This is a genomic window from Frigoribacterium sp. Leaf8, assembly GCF_001421165.1.
Classification (GTDB): Bacteria; Actinomycetota; Actinomycetes; order Actinomycetales; family Microbacteriaceae; genus Frigoribacterium.
The window spans coordinates 135,971-156,184 of record NZ_LMKB01000008.1; the positions used below are offsets into that span (position 1 = coordinate 135,971).

Here is a 20,214-nt window from a genome sequence, read left to right on the forward strand (position 1 = left end):
GCGCATGACAACCTACGGAATCATCGGAGCAGGCAACATCGGCAGCCAGGTCGCCCGGGCGGTCATCGCCCACGGCCACGACGTCGTGATCAGCAACTCGCGCGGCCCCGAGACCCTGGCCGACCTCGTGGCCGACCTCGGCCCCAAGGCCCGGGCCGCCACGGCGACCGAGGCCGGCGAAGCGGGCGACGTCGTCGTCGTCACCGTCCCCCTCAAGAACGTCGACCAGGTGCCCGTCGAGCCGCTCGCGGGCAAGACCGTGATCGACACGAACAACTACTACTTCGAGCGCGACGGCCACATCACCGCGCTCGACGAGGGCACCGACACGACCGCCGAGATGCTGCAGCGCCACCTGCCCACCAGCACGGTCGTCAAGGGCTTCAACCACATCCCGGCCGACGACATCACGACCGACACCGCCCCGGCCGGCACCCCCGACCGCCGCGCGCTGGCCACGTCGAGCGACTCCCCCGAGGCCGTCGCCCTGATGACCGACCTCTACGACGAGCTCGGCTTCGACACCGTCGACGTCAGCCCGTTGTCCGAGAGCTGGCGCGTGGAGCGCGACCGCCCGGCCTACGTCGTCCGTCAGACGAAGGACGAGCTCGTCGCCAACCTGGCGAAGGCGAACCGGGTGCCGCAGGCCTCCTGACCCGGCCGGGCGGTGACGCCGCCCGACGAACGCGACCCGCGCCTCCTGCAGGAGGCGCGGGTCGCGTCGTTCGTGGAGGTGCCGGTCAGAGCACCCAGCAGCGGTAGGCCGAACCGGTCACCGCGCGTTCGCTGGTCACGAGCGAGGTCGTGTAGGTCTGCGTGAACGTGTCGACCGCGGGGAGGTCGACGACCTTCCACCCGACCACCGCGCGGTTCTCGTTCAGCGCCTGCACCGCACAGCCGACGTCCGTGCCGCCCGCGACGTTGATCGTGTACTGCACCTGGACGGCGTCGTCGCCCGCGACGGTGAAGCCGTAGTGGCTCACCTCGAGCTCGGCCGAGTCACCGTCGAACGCGACGAGCACGACCCAGGCCGCCACCACGACGGCCACGACGGCACCCGCGACGAGGGCGATCAGTCGCGATCGACGAGTCCGGCCCGGCCGCCGGCCGTACCGACTGTCGAGCCGTGAGGCCGGATCGGCGCGCGCCGGGTCGAGGGTCTGCATGGCGTCAAGGGTAGGAGGCGCCGGCTCGGAACCGCATGGACGTCACGTCCCGCGGTGGCCGGCCGGCCGAGGCGGGCCGCCTGGACGGCTCGGGCCGCCTCGTCGGGTCAACCCGCCTCGAGGGGTCAGGCCGCTTCGGCCGCGAAGAGCATCGACAGGTCGAGGGGCTCGGTGGGGGCCAGTTCGACGTAGACCAGGTCGTCGTTCACAGGAAGAGCCCGTTGCTGAGGAAGAGCGCGGCGACGAGGCTCGCGCTGGCGCCGACGGCCGCCGTGGCGATGACGAAGAGGGTCGCCTGGCGTTCGGTCTCGCGGACCTCGGAGAAGGGGCTCTGGTCCGCGTCGATGCGGCGACGCGACGGCGTGAGGAGTGTCATGGTGTGTCCGATCTCGGCAGCCCTGTGCTGCCTGCCCGTGATGCTGTTGCCGGAGGGGGCGCGACCCGGTCGCGTCCCGCACCGCCCGTGAAGTCGGTGCATAGGAATGAAACCACGGGATAGCTAGTCCCTCTAACTACTCGACCGGGCTGTTCGCATTGCGGACAGCGCCCCCTCTCCGTCGTCGACCAAGCCGGCTCCGAGGCCTGATTCCCCGGCCTTCTGCGCCACCCACCCCCGAAAGGGGAATGTCCTCATTTCGGGGGACCGGCAGACTGACCTCGGTCTCGGGACGAGACCGCCGGAGGCCGCGCCTCCTGCACTGCACGGATTGCGAACGCACATGCCCCTGGTCGAGACCCCGACCCCCCGCCCGCACGGCCGCCTGATCGCGGCCGTCCTGCGCGCCTCCCAACCCCTCTTCCGCCTGCACCTCGCGCTGTACCGGCGCGAGGTGGCGCGGGCGCCCTACCCCCGCGACGCCCGCCGCATGACCATCGACGGCCCGGACCCCGTGCACCTGCTCTTCGTCGGCAGCATCGCCGTCGAGGGCTTCGGCGTGCTCGCGCACGACCTGACCTGCGCCAGCCAGACCGCCCGCCTCGTCGGCTCGGCCCGGGGCCGCGGCGTCACCTGGCGCGAGGTCTCGGCACCCGTGCTCACCGCCGCCGAGGCCGCCCGCGTCGAGCTGCCGACCGACCCCGCGGAGGCGGCGGTGGTGCTGCTCGGCATCTGTGACGTCCTGCTGGCGACCGGGGGCGCCTCCTGGGAGGCCGACCTCCGCCGTCTCGCCGACCGGGTGCGCGAGACGGCCGGCCCCGACTGCCGCATGGTCTACGTCGGCATCCCGCCGATGGCCGAGTTCCGGCCGATCCCCCCGGTGGCCAAGCGACTGCTGACCCGTCAGATCGAACGGCTGAACGCGCTGACGGCCCGGGTCGCCCTGACCACGCCCGGCGCATCGTGGGTGCCGTTCCCCGAGTGGCGGTCCGAGGGGCTGTACCACCAGGAGCTGTTGTCGTGGGCCACCATGCACCGGCGCTGGGGGCAGGCGATCGCGCCGGCCGTGGTGAGGTCGCTCGGGGGCGTCACCGCCGCCGAGGCGCGCCACGAGAGCGACCCCGGGCCGGGAGTCCCGGCCTAGACGCCCGAGTCCGCCAGGCTGCCGACGCGGCTCGTGCCGTAGGTGTACACGTAGCAGACGACCGAGCGCTCGCCATCGTCCCAGCCCTTCTCGGTCGGGGCGAGCACGCCGTAGTCGGCGAGGGACTCGTCGTACGAGGCCCCGACGTAGTCGTCGAAGGCCGCGTCGCAGAGGGCGGCCGCCTCGTCGAGGACCTCGACGCCGCCGGGGAACGCGCCGCCGTCCAGCTCGCTCACCAGGTAGGCCTCCTCGTCGTGAGCCTCGTCGCAGGAGGTCGTCTCGACGTCGCCGGTGCCCTCGCGGCCGAGGTCGCCGACGGTGAAGCAGGTGCCGACGTCGAGCCCGTCCACGCCGGTCACCCCCGAGAAGTCGAGCGGGTAGAGGTAGTCGCCGTAGACCGCGTCCGAACCGAAGTACGTCGTGGGGTCCTCGCCGCCGGAGGTGTAGCCGTCGTCGTAGCCGGCCGAGCCGCCGGCGAGCGTCATCCCGCCGAGCAGGCCGGCCCCGCCGCCGACGATCAGGGCGACGACGGCCGTGCCGACGATCGCGAGGACCCACGGCGTCTTCGAGGGCTGCACCGGCAGGGCGGGGAGGAACGCAGGAGGCGCGGCGTAGGGGTCCTGCGTCGGCCACGGCTGCCAGGGCGCCTGGGCCTGCGGCTGCGGCTGGGAGTGGGAGTGGGGCTGCCAGCCGGACGGCTGCTGCTCGGGCTGCGGCCACCCCTGCTGTTGCGGCTGCTGCTCGGGCTGCGGCCACCCCTGCGGTTGCGGCTGCTGGTCGGGCACGCCCGGCTCGATCGGTGTGCTCACGGTCGTTCCCCTTCGTCGACCGGGCCGTCGGATGGCCGGGTCACGCCGGATCATATCCAGCGCCGGGCACCCCGTTCGACCCCCTGTCCGGGAAGACGACCGTGATCTGGTTGCCCACCCCTTCGGCCTGACCTACACTCGATCCGTTCGAACACACGTTCGAACGTGCAGGAGGACGACATGAGCACCCAGACCACCCACGAGCCCGTCGCGCTGTGGTTCGAGCGCGACCTGCCGGCGCGGCTGGTCTGGTCCTGCCGACGGTGGCGGGTGAGCGACACCCCGACCGAGCTGCGGGTCGAGCCGGCTGTCACGCCCGCCTTCATCACGCACCCGCCCCGTCGCTTCGTCGGCTGGCGCTTCCAGGCCACCGACGACGACGGCACCACCCACATGTTCGAGGTCGTCCTCGGCACCGACGGCGGCTGGGTGCTGGGGCGCGTCTACGACTGACCCGGGACGACGACGGGCGGCTGCGAGGATGACGTCATGACGGACCCCCTGCTCGAACGCATCGAGCGCTACATGGCCAGGTCACCGGTGAGCGAGTCGTCTCGCCTCACCGCCTGGGCCCGGACGCTCGCCCTCGGCGAGCTGGTCCGCGTCCTGAGGACGAACGAGCCCACCGACGTCGGAGTGCAGACCCTCGAGTCGCAGCTGCGATTGGCGGCGACCATCACGCGGGACAGCGGCGGGGACCTCGAGGTCGCGGCCTCGCACCACGATCGCCTCGCTGCCGATCTCACCGCCGTGCAACCGGATGCGGACCAGTACTCTCCCGTCCGCAACGCCGCCCGCGCCCATCGCATGGCGGCGGCCATCTGCCGTGGTGATCACTCGGACCTGCGCCGCTTCGCCTCCCACCCGAGGCACGGGACCGACTACACCGCGGCGCTCCGGTTGCCGTCGACCGACTGACGGTCGGGGCCCCCCGGCAGACCGCGGCCGGGGCCCGGTCGGAGACTCCCTGGGCGGCCCGGATGGCGGCCCGCGTCGAAGGGTGACGAGGTCCTCGCGCACGGGTTGCGTCAGGATGTGGGGCCACGGCGTTCAGATGTCGCAAGGGACTCCGTCTCGCGCGGCTGGGCCGCTTAGGACTGTCTCATGCACTCATCGCCGGCCACCCCTGACACGACCTGCGACCGCCGTGTCGCGCGTCAGGTCCGTTCATGACCCTCACGGACATCCTTCCCTCGATGCGACGGGTGATCGCCGACCCGTTCGTCCCCGACGCCTGGCCGGAACGGACTCGTCCGACCCTGGACGACGTCGTCATCGGCGGGGTGTCCCTCGTCCGCCTGGCGAGCATCTGCGAGACGCCGTGCGTCCACACGGGCGCTGCCCTCGTGCCCCGCTCCGGTGGCCGGGTGTCGACCGTCGACGACGCCACGGCGATCGTCGTCACCGTCAGCAACGTCTGTCGCCACAGCTCCGGTGCGATCGTCGTCCAGGTGGACGCCCGACTGGGTGCGGTGCCCGTCGCCATCGGGGAGCTGCGTCTGATCGGGCGGATCTCGACGGCCCACGACGTGGCCATGGTGATCGGCCTGCAGGACGAGGGGCCCGATCTCGCCGTGGCCGACCTGCCCGGAGACCTTCGCATCGGCGACCTCCTGGCGGTCCCGTGCCCGGGCGACATCACGGTCGGGCGTCTGCGCCGGCACCAGAGCCGACGATGACGACCCCTGGCGCCCTCCCGACGATGCGTCACGCCGTGCACGACGTCGTGGACGGTGCTCATTCGTGGGGCACGCTGGACCAGGCTCCGGCTCGGTCGACGGTCGTGCAGCAGATCACCCTCCGGGTGTTCCGACCGGGAACGAGCCTCCGCGAGAGGAGGCTCCTCCATCTCCGGCAGATCTGGCCCGTCGCCGGGGCGATCTGCTCGGCCGTGTCGCTCCTCGTCCTGGCATCCCGGGTCCCGGCTCCGGTGGCGGCCTCGATCGCTCTGGCCCTCTACGGTCTCGGGTTCCTGTGCCTCGACGTCATGACGACACGGCTCCGGGCCACGGTGCGAGAGCTGACGGCGTCCTCGACGTGCACCCCGGGCGGTCTGGTCGTGCTCGGTGACGCCGCCTGCGTCCGCGCGACGGCTGCGCGGCTCGTCGCCCTCGAGCGGGAACTCGCGTCAGGCCACCTCTCGCTCGAGCGGTACCTCGCGCGCTGGAACGAGGTCTACACCGCGTTGCCGGCGGATTCGAACCGGACATGACGTCGAAGACGTCGGTCCCCGTCGCCACTCGTTTCTACGGAACGGGGCCGCAGTTCGATGCCCTCGCCCTGGAGGTCGACGATTTCTCGGCCGCATCGCGACGCGACTCCCGGGACGCGGGCCGGTTCTTGACCGACGTGTTGGAGACGCAGCTGCGGCACCTCCGACCGGTGAGCCAGATCCTCCTCCTGGAACGCATCCGCGCCTCCGGACGCGTCTCGGGGTCTCACTTCTCGACCCTTCGCGGCGTCTTGTCGCGCACGCGGGCCGTGGCGGCGAACACCCACGGCATGGACGTCTCGACCAACGCGCTGCTCTTGCCTGCCTCTCGAGCCGACGCCCTGTCGGAACCGGACGTGCTCGACCTCGTGCGGCACCGCCCCCTCCAGGCGACGGGCGTCGTCCTCGATCACCACGTCCCCGTTCGGGTCGGACGTCTCAGGGAGTCCCTCAGCGCACCCGTCCTCTGACCGCCATCGTGTACTTCCCTGACGACGGGGGCAGGAGGCGCGTGGCATCCGAGGTCAGCTGCTTGGCTCGTCGGGCACGAAGCGGTAGCCCATGCCCTGCACGGTCTGGAGGTAGCGAGGTTGAGCCGGGACCGCTTCGAGCTTCTTCCGGAGTTGGGAGACGTACAGCCGCAGGTACCCGCCGTCAGTGGTGTGTGCCGGACCCCAGATCCGGGTGAGGATGTCCTCCCGTGTGACGAGACGCCCCGGGTTCCTGACCAGGATCTCGAGGATGCGCCATTCGGTGGGAGTCAGGCGGATCGCCTCGTCCGGTTCGCGGACGACGCTCTTGGCGACGAAGTCGATCCGGATGCCCCCGAACGTCTCGGACGGTTGATCGGGGGTCGGAGTCGTCCGTCGCGTCAGCGCCCGGAGGCGGGCCAACAGCTCGTCCATGGCGAACGGCTTGGTGATGTAGTCGTCGGCGCCGGCATCGAGCGCCTCGACCTTGTCCGCGGCGCCGGCTCGGCCCGAGACGACGAGGACCGGGATGTTGCTCCAGCCGCGGAGGCCTTCGATGACGCCGAGCCCGTCGACGTGCGGCATGCCGAGGTCGACCATGACGACGTCGGGATGTTCTTCGACGACGGCGCGGAGCGCCTCGGCTCCGTCGGCGGCGGTGGCGATGTCGTAGCCGACCGCCCCGAGGGTCAGGGTGAGTGCCCGGACGAGCTGCGGATCGTCGTCGGCGATGAGGATCTTCACGAGTGGTCCGTCCCGGTCGTCTGATGAGCCACAGGAAGGGAGACGACCATGCTGAGCCCGCCTCCCGGGGTCTCCTCGGCTCGGAGGGTGCCCCCCATGCCCTCGGTGAAGCCCTTGGAGATGGCGAGTCCCAGCCCGAGGCCGGCGGTGTTGTCGGTGTCGCCGAGGCGCTGGAAGGGGACGAACACCAGGTCCAGGCGTTCGGGGCTGATCCCCGGCCCCTGATCGGCGACGCGGATCTCCACGGCGTCCCCGAAGGTGCTGCTCGAGAGACGCACCGGTGTCCCCGCGGGGGCGTACTTGAGGGCGTTGTCGAGCAGGTTCACCAGGACGCGCTGGAGGAGGACCGGGTCGGCGTCGGCCTGGGGAACGTCCTCGCCGATCCGGAGCTCGATGCGTCCGGGGTCGACCTGGAGTTCGTCCACGGACGCGAAGAGGACGTCGTCGACGTCGACGGGCTGGCGTGACACCGCGAGGGCTCCCGCCTGGACGCGGCTGACGTCCAGGAGGTTCGTGACGAGGGCCGACAGCGCGTCGAGGCTCTCGTGGGCCGTGGTGAGGAGTTCGTCGCGGTCGCGGTCCGCCCAGACGACGTCGTCTTGTTGCAGGCCCGTCACGGCCGCCGTGGCCGAGGCGAGCGGCCGCCGCAGGTCGTGTCCGACGGCGGCGAGCAGTGCCGTGCGGACCTGGTCCACCTGCGCCAGCGGCCCCGCGGAGTCGGCGGTCGCCGACAGGGCCTTGTGTTCCAGGGCCGTCTCGACCTGGGCCGCGATGACCGAGAGGAGGCGCCTCTCGGACGCCGCCATCGGTGGTCCTGTCATCTCGAGGCGCGCACGGGTGCCGACGGGGACGATCGTCGTCTCGTCGCCGGCCCGGGGTGCGCCGAGGGAGTCGACGACGTCACCGTCGACGTCGATGACGGAGACCGTCCGCAGGCGGAAGGCGTCCTGGGTGCGGGACAGGAGCGCGTGGAGCGCGTCCTGGCCGCGGATGACGCCCCCGGCGACGGCCGCGAGGAGTTCGGACTCGGCGACGGCACGCGCCGCCGCCCGGGATCGACGGGCAGCCTGGTCGACCACGTAGCTGACGAGCAGGGCGATGACGACGTAGAGGACGAGGGTCAGGAGGTGCAGCGGCCGGCCGACGGTGATGCTGTCGTAGGGCTCGACGAAGAAGAAGTCCAGCGTCACTCCCGAGAGCACCGCCGCGAAGAGGGCCGGCCAGATCCCGCCGACGAGCGCGACGACCACGACGAGCAGCTGGTAGACGAGCACGTCGCTCGTGAGCGATTCGTCGCTGCGGAACATCACGAGCAGCCAGGTCACGATCGGGCCGAGCACCACGGCGAGACCGCCCCCCAGGAGGCGACGCCGCAGCGTCAGCGCGCCTCCTGCCCGGGGGAGGGTGAACCGGCCGCCGGCGGCGGAGTGGGTCACGATGTGCACGTCGATGTCACCCGATTCGCGGATGACGGTGGCGCCGATCCCCGGGCCCGTCAGGGCTGCGGCGACACGGCTCCGGCGGCTGACGCCGATGACGAGTTGGGAGGCGTTCATCGCCTTCGCGAACTGGACCAGGGCGACGGGGACGTCACCACCGACGACCTGGTGATGGGTGCCGCCGAGTTTCTCCGTCAGGGCGCGCTGCGCCGAGAGAGCACCCGGGTGCGCATCGCGGAGGCCGTCCTGGGCGATGACGTGCACGGTGACGAGCTCGCCCCCGGACGACCGGGCGGCGATGCGGGCGCCACGACGGATGAGGGTCTCGCCCTCCGGCCCGCCGGTGAGGGCGACCACGACCCGCTCCCGCGCCTCCCACTTGCTGTCGATCCCGTTCTCGACCCGGTAGGCCTTCAGGGCGCTGTCGACCTCGTCGGCCAGCCACAGCAGAGCCAGCTCCCGCAACGCCGTCAGGTTGCCGAGGCGGAAGTAGTTCGACAGCGCGGCGTCGATGCGGGCCGCCGGGTAGACGTTCCCCTCGGCGAGACGGTCGCGGAGCGCCTGGGGGGCGAGGTCGACGACCTCGATCTGATCGGCGCTCCGGAGCATGCTGTCGGGGACGGTCTCGCGCTGGGCGGCCCCGGTGATCTTCTCCACCACGTCGTTGAGTGACTCGATGTGCTGGACGTTGACGGTCGAGATGACGTCGATGCCCGCGTCGAGGAGGACCTGGACGTCCTGCCACCGCTTCTGCCGGGCCGAGCCCGGAGCGTTGGTGTGGGCGAGCTCGTCGACGAGGGCGAGGTCGGGTCTCCGGGCGAGGACCGCGTCGACGTCCATCTCCGTCAGCTCGACGCCGCGGTGCAGGGTCGTCGTCCGCGGGACGACCTCGAGATCGCCGAGCATGGACGCCGTGGCCTCGCGGCCGTGGGTCTCGACGACGGCGACGACGACGTCCTTGCCCTCTCGGGCGAGCCGGGTCCCCTCTTCGAGCATGGTGTAGGTCTTGCCGACGCCGGGGGCGGCGCCGAGCAGCACCCGGAGCCGCCCCCGCTTCACGGTCTCAGCGTCCCGTCTCGGCCAGGGCCGCGTTGAGCTCGAGCACGTTCACGGTGGGCTCGCCCAGGTAGCCGAGGTCGCGGCCCTGGGTGTGCTCCTCCACGAGCGCCTCGACGTCCGCGACCGGCAGGTCACGTGCCGCGGCGACCCGCTCGACCTGGATGCGCGCGTACTCGGGGCTGATGTGCGGGTCGAGCCCGGACGCGGAGGCGGTGAGCGCGTCGACGGGGACGTCCTCCGGGGCGACTCCGTCGCTCTCGGCGATCGCCGCCCGCCGCTCCTCGACGGCCGCGATGAGGTCCTCGTTCTCGGGCCCGTAGTTGCTGCCGCTCGAGGCGGAGGCGTCGTAGCCGTCACCGGCAGCCGAGGGCCGCGACTGGAACCACTCGGGCAGGGCGACACCGTCGGCGTCGGTGAAGGACTGCCCGATGAGTGACGAGCCGACGGTCTCACCGTCGACGCGGACGGCGGAACCGTCCGCCTTGCCGCCCAGGACGAGCTGGCCGACCCCGGTGACGACGGCCGTGTAGGCCACGCCGAGGACGATGGTGAAGACGAGCATCGCGCGGAGGGCGACACCGTACTGGCGGAGCAGGGTGCGGGTGTTCATGGTCTCTCTCTCGTTCGTCGTCTGCGTCGGTTCAGAAGCCGGGGAGCAGGCTGACGATCAGGTCGATGATCTTGATGCCGACGAACGGGGCGACGACGCCGCCGAGTCCGTAGACGAGGAGGTTGCGCGACAGGATCGACGACGCCGACGCCGCCCGGTACTTCACGCCCCGCAGGGCGAGCGGGATGAGCACGACGATCACGAGGGCGTTGAAGACGATCGCCGAGAGGATCGCCGAGGCCGGCGAGGACAGCTGCATGACGTTCAGCAGCCCGAGCCCGGGGAACACCCCGGCGAACATGGCCGGGATGATCGCGAAGTACTTCGCGATGTCGTTGGCGATCGAGAACGTCGTGAGGGCGCCGCGGGTGATGAGCAGCTGCTTGCCGATGCGGACGATGTCGATCAGCTTGGTCGGGTCGCTGTCGAGGTCGACCATGTTGCCGGCCTCCTTCGCGGCCGAGGTGCCCGTGTTCATCGCGACGCCGACGTCGGCCTGGGCCAGCGCGGGGGCGTCGTTGGTGCCGTCGCCGGTCATCGCGACGAGCGCGCCTCCTTCTTGCTCCCGGCGGATGAGGGCGAGCTTGTCCTCCGGGGTGGCCTCGGCGAGGTAGTCGTCGACGCCGGCCTCGGCCGCGATCGCCTTGGCGGTGAGGGGGTTGTCGCCGGTGATCATGACCGTGCGGATGCCCATGCTGCGCAGTTCGGCGAAGCGTTCGCGCAGGCCGGTCTTGACGACGTCCTTGAGGTACACGACGCCGAGGACGCGAGCCTCCGAGGCCGTGGTCTTGATCGCGACGACCAAGGGGGTCCCTCCGGCGTTCGAGATCTCGTCGATGCGGGTCTGCAGTTCGTCGTGCTCGGTGCTGGCGAGACGACGGTCCTCCTCGACCCAGGCGATGACGGAGTTGCCGGCACCCTTGCGGATCTGCGTGCCGTCGGGCAGGTCGAGACCCGACATGCGGGTCTGGGCGGTGAAGGGCACGATCTCACCCGGCTGACCGTCGGCGTCGTGCCACCCCGTCGTCAGGGCGAGGTCGACGATCGACTTGCCCTCGGGGGTCGGGTCGCTGAGCGACGACCGGGCGGCGGCGTCGACGAGTTCGGCCCGGGCGATGCCGTCGAGGGGCGTGAACTCGGCCGCCTGCCGGTTGCCGTAGGTGATGGTGCCGGTCTTGTCGAGCAGCAGCGTGGTGACGTCACCGGCGGCCTCGACCGCGCGGCCCGACATGGCGAGCACGTTGCGCTGCACCAGGCGGTCCATGCCCGCGATGCCGATGGCGCTGAGCAGCGCGCCGATCGTCGTGGGGATGAGGCAGACCAGCAGGGCGATGAGCACGGGGATGCTCACCGACGCGTCGCTGTAGGCCGCGATGGGGTTCAACGTCAGGGTCACGACGACGAACACGATCGACAGGCTCGCGAGCAGGATGTTCAGCGCGATCTCGTTCGGGGTCTTCTGGCGGGAGGCGCCCTCGACGAGGCGGATCATGCGGTCGACGAAGGTCTCGCCGGGCTTGCTCGTGATGCGCACGACCACCCGGTCGGACAGCACGCGGGTGCCGCCGGTGACCGCGCTGCGGTCGCCGCCCGACTCGCGGATCACCGGGGCGGACTCGCCCGTGATGGCCGACTCGTCGACGCTCGCGATGCCCCAGACGATGTCTCCGTCGCCGGGGATCAGCTCGCCGGCGGTCACGACGACCGTGTCGCCGAGCGTGAGGTCGGCCGAGGACACCGACTCCGAGGAGGCGCGCTCGGCACCGGCGTCGGAGGTCGCGTCGTACGAGACCACGCGCTGGGCGGTGGTGCTGGTGCGGGTCGCCTTCAAGGTCTCGGCCTGTGCCTTGCCGCGGCCCTCGGCGACGGACTCGGCGAGGTTGGCGAAGACGACGGTGAGCCAGAGCCAGACGGCGATGGCCCAGGTGAAGGAGCCGGGGACGGGCGAGCCGCCCGAGGTCTCGGGACCGGTGAAGAGGCCGGCGATCGCGAGGATCGTCGTGTAGGCGGCGCCGACCTCGACGATGAACATGACGGGGTTGTGCCACATCTCGCGCGGGTCGAGTTTGCGGAGCGCGCCGGGCAGGGCCGCGACGAGCTGGGCGGCGCCGAACGCGCCTCCTCGGTTCGTCGGGGTCTGGTCACCCTCGCGCTCGTGGTCGGTGGTCGGTGTGTCGGTGGTGATGGACATGGTCACTTCAGCCCTTCGGCGAGCGGTCCCAGTGCGAGGACGGGGAAGTAGGTCAGCGCGGTGATGATCACCGAGACGCCGGTGAGCAGGCCCACGAACTGCGGGCGGTGGGTGGGCAGGGTCCCGGCGGTGGCGGGGACCTTGTCCTGTGCGGCGAAGGAGCCGGCGAGGGCGAGCACGAGCACGATCGGGAGGAAACGGCCGAGCAGCATCGCGACACCGAGGGTGGTGTTGAACCAGGGGGTGTTCGCCGTGAGGCCGGCGAAGGCGGAGCCGTTGTTGTTCGCGGCGGAGGTGAAGGCGTAGAGCACCTCGCTGAAGCCGTGCAGGCCCGGGTTCCAGATCGACGTGCCCTCGACGTCGGCACGCACCGCGGGGATCGCGAAGCTCAGCGCCGTGAAGGCGAGGACGATGGTCGGCGTGACCAGGATGTAGAGGCTGGCGAGCTTGATCTCGCGCGGCCCGATCTTCTTGCCGAGGTACTCCGGGGTGCGGCCGACGAGCAGGCCCGCGATGAACACCGTGATGACGGCCAGGACGAGCATCCCGTAGAGGCCTGATCCGACGCCGCCGGGGGCGATCTCGCCGAGCATCATGTTGATCATCGGCATCATGCCGCCGAGGGCGGTGTACGAGTCGTGCATCGAGTTCACCGCCCCCGTCGACGTCAGGGTCGAGGTGGAACCGAACAGGGTCGATCCCCAGATGCCGAACCGCGCCTCCTTGCCTTCCATCGCGCCTCCGGCGAGCTGGGTGGCGGTGCCGGCACCGCGGAGCTCGAACCAGGTCATGGCGGTCAGCGAGACGGCGAAGATCGTCGTCATGACGGCGGCGATCGCGACGCCCTGCTTCGTCGAGCCGACCATGCGGCCGAAGGTGCGCGGCAGCGAGAACGGGATGACGAGCATCATGAGGATCTCGAACAGGCTCGTCCACGGCGTGGGGTTCTCGAAGGGGTGGGAGCTGTTGGCGTTGAAGAAGCCGCCACCGTTGGTGCCGAGCATCTTGATCGCCTCCTGCGAGGCGACGGGCCCGCCGGGGATCGTCGCGGTCCCTCCGGTGAGGGTCGTGACGTCGGTGAACCCGGCGACGTTCTGGACGACCCCACCCGCGACGAGCACGAAGGCCGCGACGACGGCCAGGGGGAGCAGCAGGCGGACGAGCGTGCGTGTCAGGTCGACCCAGAAGTTGCCCAGCGTGCCGCTCTTCGCGCGGGCGAGCCCTCGGATGACGGCCACGGCGACCACGATCCCGACGGCCGCGGAGACGAAGTTCTGGACGGCGAGTCCGCCGAGCTGCACCGCGTACCCGAGGGTCACGTCGGGAGAGTACGACTGCCAGTTGGTGTTCGTGACGAAGGACGCTGCCGTGTTGAACGACAGGCCCTCGGGGACGGCGGGGAAGCCGAGCGAGTAGGGCAGGAACGCCTGGAGGCGCTGGATCGCGTAGACGAACAGCACGCCGACGAGCGAGAACGCCAACACGCCGCGGAGGTACGCGGGCCAGGTCTGCTCGGAGGCGGAGTCGACGCCGATGAGGCGGTAGAAGCCGCGCTCGACGCGGGTGTCCTTCGCCGTCGTGAAGATCCTCGCCATGTGGTCGCCGAGAGGGCGGTACACGACGACGAGGACGACGACGACCGTGAGGATCTGGAGGATGCCGAACAGCGCGTCCATCAGAAGCGCTCGGGCTTCACGAGGGCGTACACGAGGTACGCCAAGGCGGCCACGGCGAGGACGGCGGCCCCGATGCTGAAGACGATCACAGCTTCTCGACCCCCTTCGCGACGAGGGACACCACTGCGAACACAGCGATGACGGCGAGCACGTACACGATGTCGAGCACTACGACTCCAAGAGGAACGATCGACGGGCCGGACGGCCCGGTGCCCGTCGTGGGCACAGCGAGTCAGTAGACACCTCGCCGCAGCGTCGATCGCGGGCCCTTACGACTTCCCTACGCCGAACGCCGTCTTCCTCACGGACACCACACGCCCACCGGGCACCGTGCCCCTGGAGCGACGGGCTCCGCCCGACCGTCGAGCGGTGTGACGCTCTACTGTCGCTGGGTGCCTTCCTCTTCCCCGCAGGTCCGATGCTGACCGCCGCCGAGTCCTGGCTCGGACGTCGACAGATCGGGCTCTACCTGGTGGCGATCGCGGCTGCCGGTGCGATCGGCCTCACCGTGCCGGGAGCGCACCACCTCGAGGGAGCGATCGAGCCCGTCCTCGGGCTGCTGTTGTTCGCGACGTTCCTCGGCGTGCCGTTCGCCGCGATCGGGCAGTCCCTCCGAGACGGACGGTTCCTCGCCGCGGTCGGAGTGCTGAACTTCGTCGTCGTGCCGCTCGTCGTGTTCGGGCTGTCGCGGTTCGTCGCGGACGAGCCGGCCCTGTTGTTCGGGGTGCTCCTGGTGCTGCTGACCCCGTGCATCGACTACGTGATCGTGTTCGCCGGCCTCGCCGGCGGCGCGTCGGAACGACTCCTCGCCGCCGCGCCGCTGCTGATGCTGGCGCAGATCCTCCTCCTGCCGCTCTACCTGCTGCTGTTCGTCGGCCCCGAGGGTGTGGCCGTGGTCGAGGTCGGGCCCTTCGCCCGAGCGTTCCTGCTGCTCATCGTCGTCCCTCTCGCCGCGGCCGGACTCGTGCAGGCCCTCGGCCGGCGACACCGCGCCGGTGCCCTGGTGGAGCGCACGATGCTGGGCCTCATGGTCCCGTTGATGATGGCGACGCTGTTCACGGTCGTGGCCTCGCAGGCCGGGGCCGTCGGAGAGTCCCTGGCGCAGCTTCTCGTGCTGGTGCCGCTCTACGCCGGATTCCTCGTCGTCATGGCGGCACTCGGCCTCGGCGTCGGCCGCGTCGCCCGGTTGGACGTTCCGGCCACGCGGGCTCTGATGTTCAGCGGAGCCACGCGCAACTCGCTCGTGGTCCTGCCGCTGGCGCTGGCCTTGCCGGCGTCGCTCTCGCTCGCGCCGGTCGTCGTCGTGACCCAGACCCTCGTCGAACTCGTCGGCATGATCGTCTTCGTCCGGGTCGTCCCACGCCTAGTCCGGGGTCAGCCGGTGGAGTAGCCGGCTTCGAGGTCCTGGGTCATCCCAGATCCAGGCAGAACGCCATGACCGCTTGCTGGACCGGCAGGAGGGATGCCTTGAAGGCGTGGCCGACGAAGGCGGGGTGCGCGATGGCGTCGGCACTCACCTCGACGCCGCGGAGGAACGGTGGGCACGGGTTCAGCCGTGCGCCCGTCGGCGCCGTGTCGAGCAGAGCCGAGTTGATGCGGTACGGCGCGAGGAGTTCCTCGTGCTCGCCCGGGCCGTCCGTGAGGATCACGTCGGCGGATCGGATCGCCGTCTCGAGGTCGTCGGTCCATCGGGCGCCGGGACTCCGGAGCCCCGCGGGGCAACACTGGACGAGATCGAGCTGCAGTGCACGGGCCGCCTCCTGCCAGGCGCCCGCGATGTTGCCGTCGGCCCCGACGAACAGGAAGCGCAGGGACCCCAGCTCGCTCTGCTGCCGGAGGGACCAGAGGTCGGAGAGCACCTCGCACGGGTGGTTCCGCTCGGTCATCGCATTGACGACCGGGACCGTGTCGACTGCAGCCAGCCCCTCCAGGACGGCGAGATCCCGGTGTCGGGCGACGATGACGTCGGCCCAGGCGCCGAGGTACTCGGCGACGTCCTCGAGGGCCTCGGACTTGTCAAGCGTCGTGTCCGGGAGCACGACCGGCTGGAGGCCCATCAGGGCGGCACCGCGTTCGAACGTCACCCGGGTGCGCAGGCTGGCCGGGGGGAAGAACATGACGGCGCAGCCCGCTGTCACCGGGCCGCGTCCGTCGCGGTAGGCGTCGGCGAGCGCGAACACCCGGTCGATGTCGGAGGGGCCCAGGTCGTCGAGTCTGATCAGGGAAGGCACCCTGCCACCGTAGAAGACGGACGGGACCGTCCGGGCAGGCCGCTCAAGAGCGCCAAGAGCTACCGCCGGTCGGCCCGCTGGGTATCCCCTGCCGGGCGGACGCGGGTTGCGAACTAACGGTGCGGTCGCTGACTTCGGTCATGCCACGGGAAGCCACGCAGGAGGCGATCGAGCGGACGGAGGCGGACGGGTTCAGGCCGGTGCTCGGCCCGGGGAGCATCACCACGATGATCCACGTCGTTCACCGAGTCGGCAGGCCTGAGCGCTCTCGCGTCAGCCTCGGCGAACCACCCGCGTTCTTGGAACATGACGACCTCCGTCGGTTGCGAGAAGCATCCCAGTGGGACGGGTCGCGGTCAACGACGCTCTTCGAGACGCTGACGCAGGCAGTAGGTTCGCCACGTGGTGGAAGACTTTCGACGAGCGACGACTGACCGTCACGCCGCCGGAACTTCCTCCCACGCGACGTAGCACCCTGGTGTTCGCCCCCAGGGCTCGTCGTCCTCGCGGCGGCACGAACCACGTCTCTCTTGGCACTGGTCCATCAGGACGATGAATACAGCACGCCTGCGCGCTCTCGCGGCCTGAACTGGTCGGCGAAATCGCGTTCGTTCGGGCCCCAGACCTTGGTCCACAGCCAGTAGCGGCCGCTCTCAGAGCGGGAAGAGTTCACACTCGATCATCTCGCGACTGATCGACCGGCACATCAGCCCGAAGTAGTCATCTCGCGCGCAGCAGCGGAGCCGCAGAAGACCATCGTCTAGCGGGGCTGGTGGCAGATCGGTGAATGTGCTCGTTCGCACGGCCCCGTAGCCTTTCGTCCCATGGGGCCTGAGGCGAACGAACATGACGAGGACAGAGACGACGCCTCGGCCCGAACAGGCGCGGTTCCTCGAGGACGGCGGCGGCGCCGCATCGTCCTTTCGGCCGCCGTGGTCGCCCTCGCATCGCTCGCCGTCGCCGCGCTGCTCTTCACGGGAACGCTCTGGCCCACCCGCACGGCGGCCCTCAGGTACCCGGTGCAGGGCGTCGACGTATCCGCCTACCAGGGCACGATCGACTGGGGCGTCCTGGCGGAGGAGGACATCGACTTCGCGTGGATCAAGGCGACGGAAGGCTCGAGCTACCGAGATCCCCGGTTCGAGGACAACTGGGCCGACGCACACGACACCGACCTATTCGTCGGCGCCTACCACTTCCTCAGTGTCGACAGCCCGGGAACGGACCAAGCAGCCAACGTCATCGCCACCGTCTCCCGGAACAGGGGCGACCTGCCCGTCGTGGTCGACGTCGAGTGCTACGCCGAGTACTGCGATGCCCCTCCCTCGGCAGCCACGGTCCGGGAGGTGCTGGACCCGCTCCTCCTCGCGATCGAACAGCATTACGGCCGACCCGCTGTGCTCTACGCGACCCGCGATTGGTACGAGCGATACCTCGCCGGGAGCTACCCCGCCAACCCCATCTGGTTCCGCTCGGTCGCCACCTCCCCGCGTCTCACCGATGACCGCGACTGGACTTTCTGGCAGTGGTCCGCGCGTGAGCAGCTCGACGGGTACGACGGCGACGAAGAGTTCATCGACATGAACGCCTTTCGAGGCACCCGAGAAGATCTGGAGTCGTTGCTGCTGCCTTGATGCCCCGCCGTCGCGGCCGCGCTGATGCCCGCAGCAGCATCCCCGACCGAGACAGCGCCGGGGCCTGCGACGCATGAGGTCCCTTGCACTCACGGCGACAGCGGCCGTGATCGCGAGAGACCGTGACGCTACTGGGTGTCGACGTGCCCGATCGGGTCGCCGGCTCGGCGGAGAGCGTCCCGGGCCGCGGGCCAGGCGCCCCCGTCGACGCGGAGAGCGGTGCGGAGGTAGGCGGTGCTCATGCGCTGGATGACGGCGACCCGTTCGGGGTTCTCGTCGGTGGTCTCGGCCACTTCGTAGCCGACGATCCCGCCCAGGGCATGTTCTCCGCCGTGCAGGGTGAGGAGGTCGGTGGCGCCGGGGCTGTGCGTGTAGGCGTCGGTGAACCAGTCCGGTCCGCGGCTGGACATCGTGGATTGGTCGTGGTCGCCGGCGACGACGAGGGTCGGGGTGGTGAGCTCACGGAACGACGGGCGCATGAAGGGGAAGTTCGCCTGCGCGAAGGGGTGCAGGTCGTCGCCGCCGAGACCGGTGGCGGCGAAGAGGATGCCCGCGGTGACGCGGCTGTCGGACATGTCGTCTCCGACGTGGCCCTCCTCGTCGACGATGCGTGCACCGAGGAGTGTCTGCGCTGTCTGGCCGCCCCAGGAGTGACCTGTCGCGGCGATCCGGTCGCGGTCGACGCGGCCGGCGAGACCCGGGACGGCCCCTTCGACGGTGTCGAGCTGGTCGAGGACGCGGGTCAGGTCGGCGATGCGTTCGGTCCAGATCGTCGGGAAGACCGGGTGGTCGAACCCGAACCCGTTCCGCCTCGAGTCGAGGTGCGTGGGCTGGACGACGACGAAGCCGCGCGAGGCCCAGAACGCGGCCAGGGGCGCGTACCCGTCGAGGTTCCAGCCGTTGCCGTGCGAGAACACGACGACAGGCAGGTCGCCTCCCGTGGCGGGTGCCGACACGCGGACCTCGAGCGGGACGGCGCGCCCCGGGGCCGACAAGGTGACCGGCGCGACGGAGACGACCGGGCCGGCGCCGACGGCGCCGACGATCTCGTCCAGTGCGGTGACGAGTGATGAGGACATGGAGGGTGCCTTTCGTCGGGAGTCACGCTCTGCGATACTGCTTATCGGAGCGCTGCTCCGCAACATTACGGAACGCTGCTCCGTTAAGCAAGCACCGGTTCGACCCGATCGAGGAGGCGCCATGCCCGACACGCAGGACGGTGACGCCCCAGCCGCACAGCCACGGCCGGTGGGCCGACCCCGCAGGAGCCAGCAGGCTCTCCTGGACGCGGCTGCGGCGGTGTTCGTGGAGTCCGGCGTCGACGCTCCCGTCCGCGAGATCGCGACGAAGGCCGGCGTGGGGGTCGGCACCGTCTACCGGCACTTCCCGACCCGGCCTGAGCTGGTCGTCGCGGTCTACCGACACCAGGTCGAGGCCTGCGCCGAGGCCGGGCCGCGACTGCTCGCCGAGAGCGCGACCCCGGAAGGAGCCCTGCGTACGTGGGTGGCGCTCTTCGTGGACTTCCTCGTGACGAAGCACGGCCTCGCCACCGCCCTCCACGGTGACGCCGCTGGCTCCCACGCACTCCACGAGTACTTCGTGGGCCGCCTCGTACCGGTCTGCGGGTCACTCCTCGCCGCGGCCCGCGCCGATCTCGGCCCCACGGACGACGAGGCGGCCCTGGATGGGTACAACCTCCTCAAAGGCGTCGGCAACCTGTGCATCGGCGCCGCGAGCGACTCTGACTACGACGCCGATCGGCTCGTCCAAGCCCTGATATCCGGCGCACTCACCCCAGAGTCATCACGGCTCGAAGGCCCCCGGTAACCCATCCCCTAGTGCGACGCCCGGCCGTGGCGACAGACCCACATTTCGCAACCTGCTCTGGAACGAAACTGAATAGGCTGTGAGACTCGACGACATGCGTTGCCTATCGAAGAGGTAAGTGGTTTGCCCCAAGAAACTTCCGACCGCCTCAGCCGTTATGCGGTGGCATCCGTCGCTGTAGGTGTCCTGGCGCTGGTCTTGCTCTGGGCGTTTGGTGCGCCAACCCTTGTGACCGCATTTGGTGCCGGGCTGGGACACCTGGCATTGCAGGACATCAAGCGAACGAGATCCCGCGGCATCGCCCTGGCCTCGGTGGGCCTGACACTTGCGTACGGCCTGACGCTCAGCTCGATCATCCGATTCATTCCATCGGCGATCAATGGGCTCAACTAGGCAGCCCCTCCTTCGCAGCGAGTTCAACAATCGCGCCCCTTCCAGGATCCACGGCACTGACCCGACAGGCACTCAACACCCCTGCGACGGATGAGCTCACGGCGGGTAGTGGCGATCGTCACCTCTACCCGACGCAGCCTCTGGCAGAAGATCCAGTCCGATGAACGATCGGCGGTTTCAGGGGGTCGTTGCAACGGGTGGTTGTTTCGGGTCCGAGAGTAGCTCCTGGAACG

At 70.4% G+C, this 20,214-nt stretch carries 23 protein-coding genes; 11 read left to right on the forward strand and 12 right to left on the reverse strand.

The window, feature by feature from the left end; translation table 11 throughout:
• The first annotated feature begins 4 nt into the window (after positions 1 to 4).
• Positions 5 to 655: an NADPH-dependent F420 reductase gene (locus tag ASL10_RS15110; protein ID WP_056049913.1), complete on the forward strand. Its 651-nt coding sequence runs from the start codon at positions 5 to 7 to the stop codon at positions 653 to 655.
• An 85-nt stretch (positions 656 to 740) separates the two neighbouring features.
• On the opposite strand, the gene ASL10_RS15115 is transcribed toward ASL10_RS15110, so the two are convergent.
• Both ASL10_RS15115 and ASL10_RS16125 read right to left on the reverse strand, forming a co-directional pair.
• Positions 741 to 1,166, reverse strand: a complete 426-nt coding sequence (locus ASL10_RS15115; protein ID WP_056049814.1) for a DUF4307 domain-containing protein — start codon at positions 1,164 to 1,166, stop codon at positions 741 to 743.
• A gap of 205 nt (positions 1,167 to 1,371) precedes the next feature.
• Positions 1,372 to 1,542: a hypothetical protein gene (locus ASL10_RS16125; RefSeq protein ID WP_157485568.1), complete on the reverse strand. Its 171-nt coding sequence runs from the start codon at positions 1,540 to 1,542 to the stop codon at positions 1,372 to 1,374.
• Between the two features lie 343 nt (positions 1,543 to 1,885).
• Here ASL10_RS16125 and ASL10_RS15120 point away from each other — a divergent pair, with 343 nt between their 5' ends.
• Positions 1,886 to 2,686, forward strand: coding sequence for a GDSL-type esterase/lipase family protein (locus tag ASL10_RS15120; protein ID WP_056049816.1), 801 nt, complete (start codon positions 1,886 to 1,888; stop codon positions 2,684 to 2,686).
• Here the strand turns inward: ASL10_RS15120 and ASL10_RS15125 are convergent.
• Positions 2,683 to 3,495, reverse strand: coding sequence for a septum formation family protein (locus ASL10_RS15125; RefSeq protein ID WP_056049819.1), 813 nt, complete (start codon positions 3,493 to 3,495; stop codon positions 2,683 to 2,685). The genes ASL10_RS15120 and ASL10_RS15125 overlap by 4 nt on opposite strands.
• A 180-nt stretch (positions 3,496 to 3,675) precedes the next feature.
• On the opposite strand from ASL10_RS15125, the gene ASL10_RS15130 reads away from it, so the two are divergent.
• From ASL10_RS15130 to ASL10_RS15150, 5 genes are all read left to right on the forward strand, one after another.
• A complete protein-coding gene (locus ASL10_RS15130) occupies positions 3,676 to 3,948 on the forward strand; it encodes a hypothetical protein (RefSeq protein WP_071257780.1) in 273 nt (90 codons plus the stop codon).
• 36 nt (positions 3,949 to 3,984) lie between these two features.
• The gene (locus tag ASL10_RS15135) at positions 3,985 to 4,413 is read left to right on the forward strand and encodes a hypothetical protein (RefSeq protein ID WP_055976381.1); all 429 of its coding nucleotides are present in this window, start codon (positions 3,985 to 3,987) and stop codon (positions 4,411 to 4,413) included.
• Positions 4,414 to 4,664: 251 nt separating this feature from the next.
• Complete coding sequence (locus ASL10_RS15140; RefSeq protein WP_055976379.1) at positions 4,665 to 5,174, forward strand: hypothetical protein; 510 nt, start codon at positions 4,665 to 4,667, stop codon at positions 5,172 to 5,174.
• The gene (locus ASL10_RS16130) at positions 5,171 to 5,707 is read left to right on the forward strand and encodes a DUF6611 family protein (RefSeq protein ID WP_056049822.1); all 537 of its coding nucleotides are present in this window, start codon (positions 5,171 to 5,173) and stop codon (positions 5,705 to 5,707) included. The genes ASL10_RS15140 and ASL10_RS16130 overlap by 4 nt, the downstream gene beginning before the upstream one ends.
• Complete coding sequence (locus ASL10_RS15150; RefSeq protein ID WP_055976375.1) at positions 5,704 to 6,177, forward strand: hypothetical protein; 474 nt, start codon at positions 5,704 to 5,706, stop codon at positions 6,175 to 6,177. Before ASL10_RS16130 ends, ASL10_RS15150 begins: the two co-directional genes overlap by 4 nt.
• A 54-nt stretch (positions 6,178 to 6,231) precedes the next feature.
• Here ASL10_RS15150 and ASL10_RS15155 read toward each other — a convergent pair whose 3' ends face one another.
• From ASL10_RS15155 to ASL10_RS16140, 7 genes are read right to left on the reverse strand one after another with little or no spacing between them, the layout of a single operon-like run.
• Complete coding sequence (locus ASL10_RS15155) at positions 6,232 to 6,921, reverse strand: response regulator transcription factor (protein ID WP_056049824.1); 690 nt, start codon at positions 6,919 to 6,921, stop codon at positions 6,232 to 6,234.
• Entirely contained in the window at positions 6,918 to 9,419 is a 2,502-nt protein-coding gene (locus ASL10_RS15160) for a DUF4118 domain-containing protein (protein WP_056049827.1), read from the reverse strand. The genes ASL10_RS15155 and ASL10_RS15160 overlap by 4 nt, the downstream gene beginning before the upstream one ends.
• A gap of 4 nt (positions 9,420 to 9,423) precedes the next feature.
• Positions 9,424 to 10,029 carry a potassium-transporting ATPase subunit KdpC gene (kdpC, locus tag ASL10_RS15165; RefSeq protein WP_056049829.1) on the reverse strand — a complete coding sequence of 202 codons (606 nt, stop codon included), beginning with the start codon at positions 10,027 to 10,029 and terminating at the stop codon, positions 9,424 to 9,426.
• A 31-nt stretch (positions 10,030 to 10,060) separates the two neighbouring features.
• Positions 10,061 to 12,220, reverse strand: a complete 2,160-nt coding sequence (gene kdpB, locus ASL10_RS15170) for a potassium-transporting ATPase subunit KdpB (protein ID WP_056049831.1) — start codon at positions 12,218 to 12,220, stop codon at positions 10,061 to 10,063.
• 2 nt (positions 12,221 to 12,222) lie between these two features.
• On the reverse strand, positions 12,223 to 13,896 hold the full coding sequence (gene kdpA / locus ASL10_RS15175; protein ID WP_056049834.1) for a potassium-transporting ATPase subunit KdpA: 1,674 nt from the start codon (positions 13,894 to 13,896) through the stop codon (positions 12,223 to 12,225).
• Positions 13,896 to 13,985, reverse strand: coding sequence for a K(+)-transporting ATPase subunit F (gene kdpF / locus ASL10_RS16135; RefSeq protein WP_071257733.1), 90 nt, complete (start codon positions 13,983 to 13,985; stop codon positions 13,896 to 13,898). Before kdpF ends, kdpA begins: the two co-directional genes overlap by 1 nt.
• Positions 13,982 to 14,122 (reverse strand): hypothetical protein, encoded by a 141-nt coding sequence (locus ASL10_RS16140; RefSeq protein WP_157485569.1) that lies wholly within the window; start codon positions 14,120 to 14,122, stop codon positions 13,982 to 13,984. Before ASL10_RS16140 ends, kdpF begins: the two co-directional genes overlap by 4 nt.
• A 192-nt stretch (positions 14,123 to 14,314) precedes the next feature.
• Here ASL10_RS16140 and ASL10_RS15180 point away from each other — a divergent pair, with 192 nt between their 5' ends.
• Positions 14,315 to 15,286, forward strand: a complete 972-nt coding sequence (locus ASL10_RS15180) for an arsenic resistance protein (RefSeq protein ID WP_056049837.1) — start codon at positions 14,315 to 14,317, stop codon at positions 15,284 to 15,286.
• Between the two features lie 19 nt (positions 15,287 to 15,305).
• On the opposite strand, the gene ASL10_RS15185 is transcribed toward ASL10_RS15180, so the two are convergent.
• A complete protein-coding gene (locus tag ASL10_RS15185; protein ID WP_056049840.1) occupies positions 15,306 to 16,127 on the reverse strand; it encodes an ornithine carbamoyltransferase in 822 nt (273 codons plus the stop codon).
• An 824-nt stretch (positions 16,128 to 16,951) separates the two neighbouring features.
• On the opposite strand from ASL10_RS15185, the gene ASL10_RS15190 reads away from it, so the two are divergent.
• Positions 16,952 to 17,761, forward strand: a complete 810-nt coding sequence (locus tag ASL10_RS15190; protein WP_082460656.1) for a GH25 family lysozyme — start codon at positions 16,952 to 16,954, stop codon at positions 17,759 to 17,761.
• 128 nt (positions 17,762 to 17,889) lie between these two features.
• On the opposite strand, the gene ASL10_RS15195 is transcribed toward ASL10_RS15190, so the two are convergent.
• A complete protein-coding gene (locus ASL10_RS15195; protein ID WP_056049846.1) occupies positions 17,890 to 18,840 on the reverse strand; it encodes an alpha/beta fold hydrolase in 951 nt (316 codons plus the stop codon).
• A 121-nt stretch (positions 18,841 to 18,961) separates the two neighbouring features.
• Between ASL10_RS15195 and ASL10_RS15200 the strand changes: the two genes are divergently transcribed.
• Both ASL10_RS15200 and ASL10_RS16145 read left to right on the forward strand, forming a co-directional pair.
• Positions 18,962 to 19,588 (forward strand): TetR/AcrR family transcriptional regulator, encoded by a 627-nt coding sequence (locus ASL10_RS15200; RefSeq protein WP_056049850.1) that lies wholly within the window; start codon positions 18,962 to 18,964, stop codon positions 19,586 to 19,588.
• Positions 19,589 to 19,687: 99 nt separating this feature from the next.
• Positions 19,688 to 19,981: a DUF4190 domain-containing protein gene (locus ASL10_RS16145; protein ID WP_137847188.1), complete on the forward strand. Its 294-nt coding sequence runs from the start codon at positions 19,688 to 19,690 to the stop codon at positions 19,979 to 19,981.
• Positions 19,982 to 20,214: the final 233 nt, after the last annotated feature.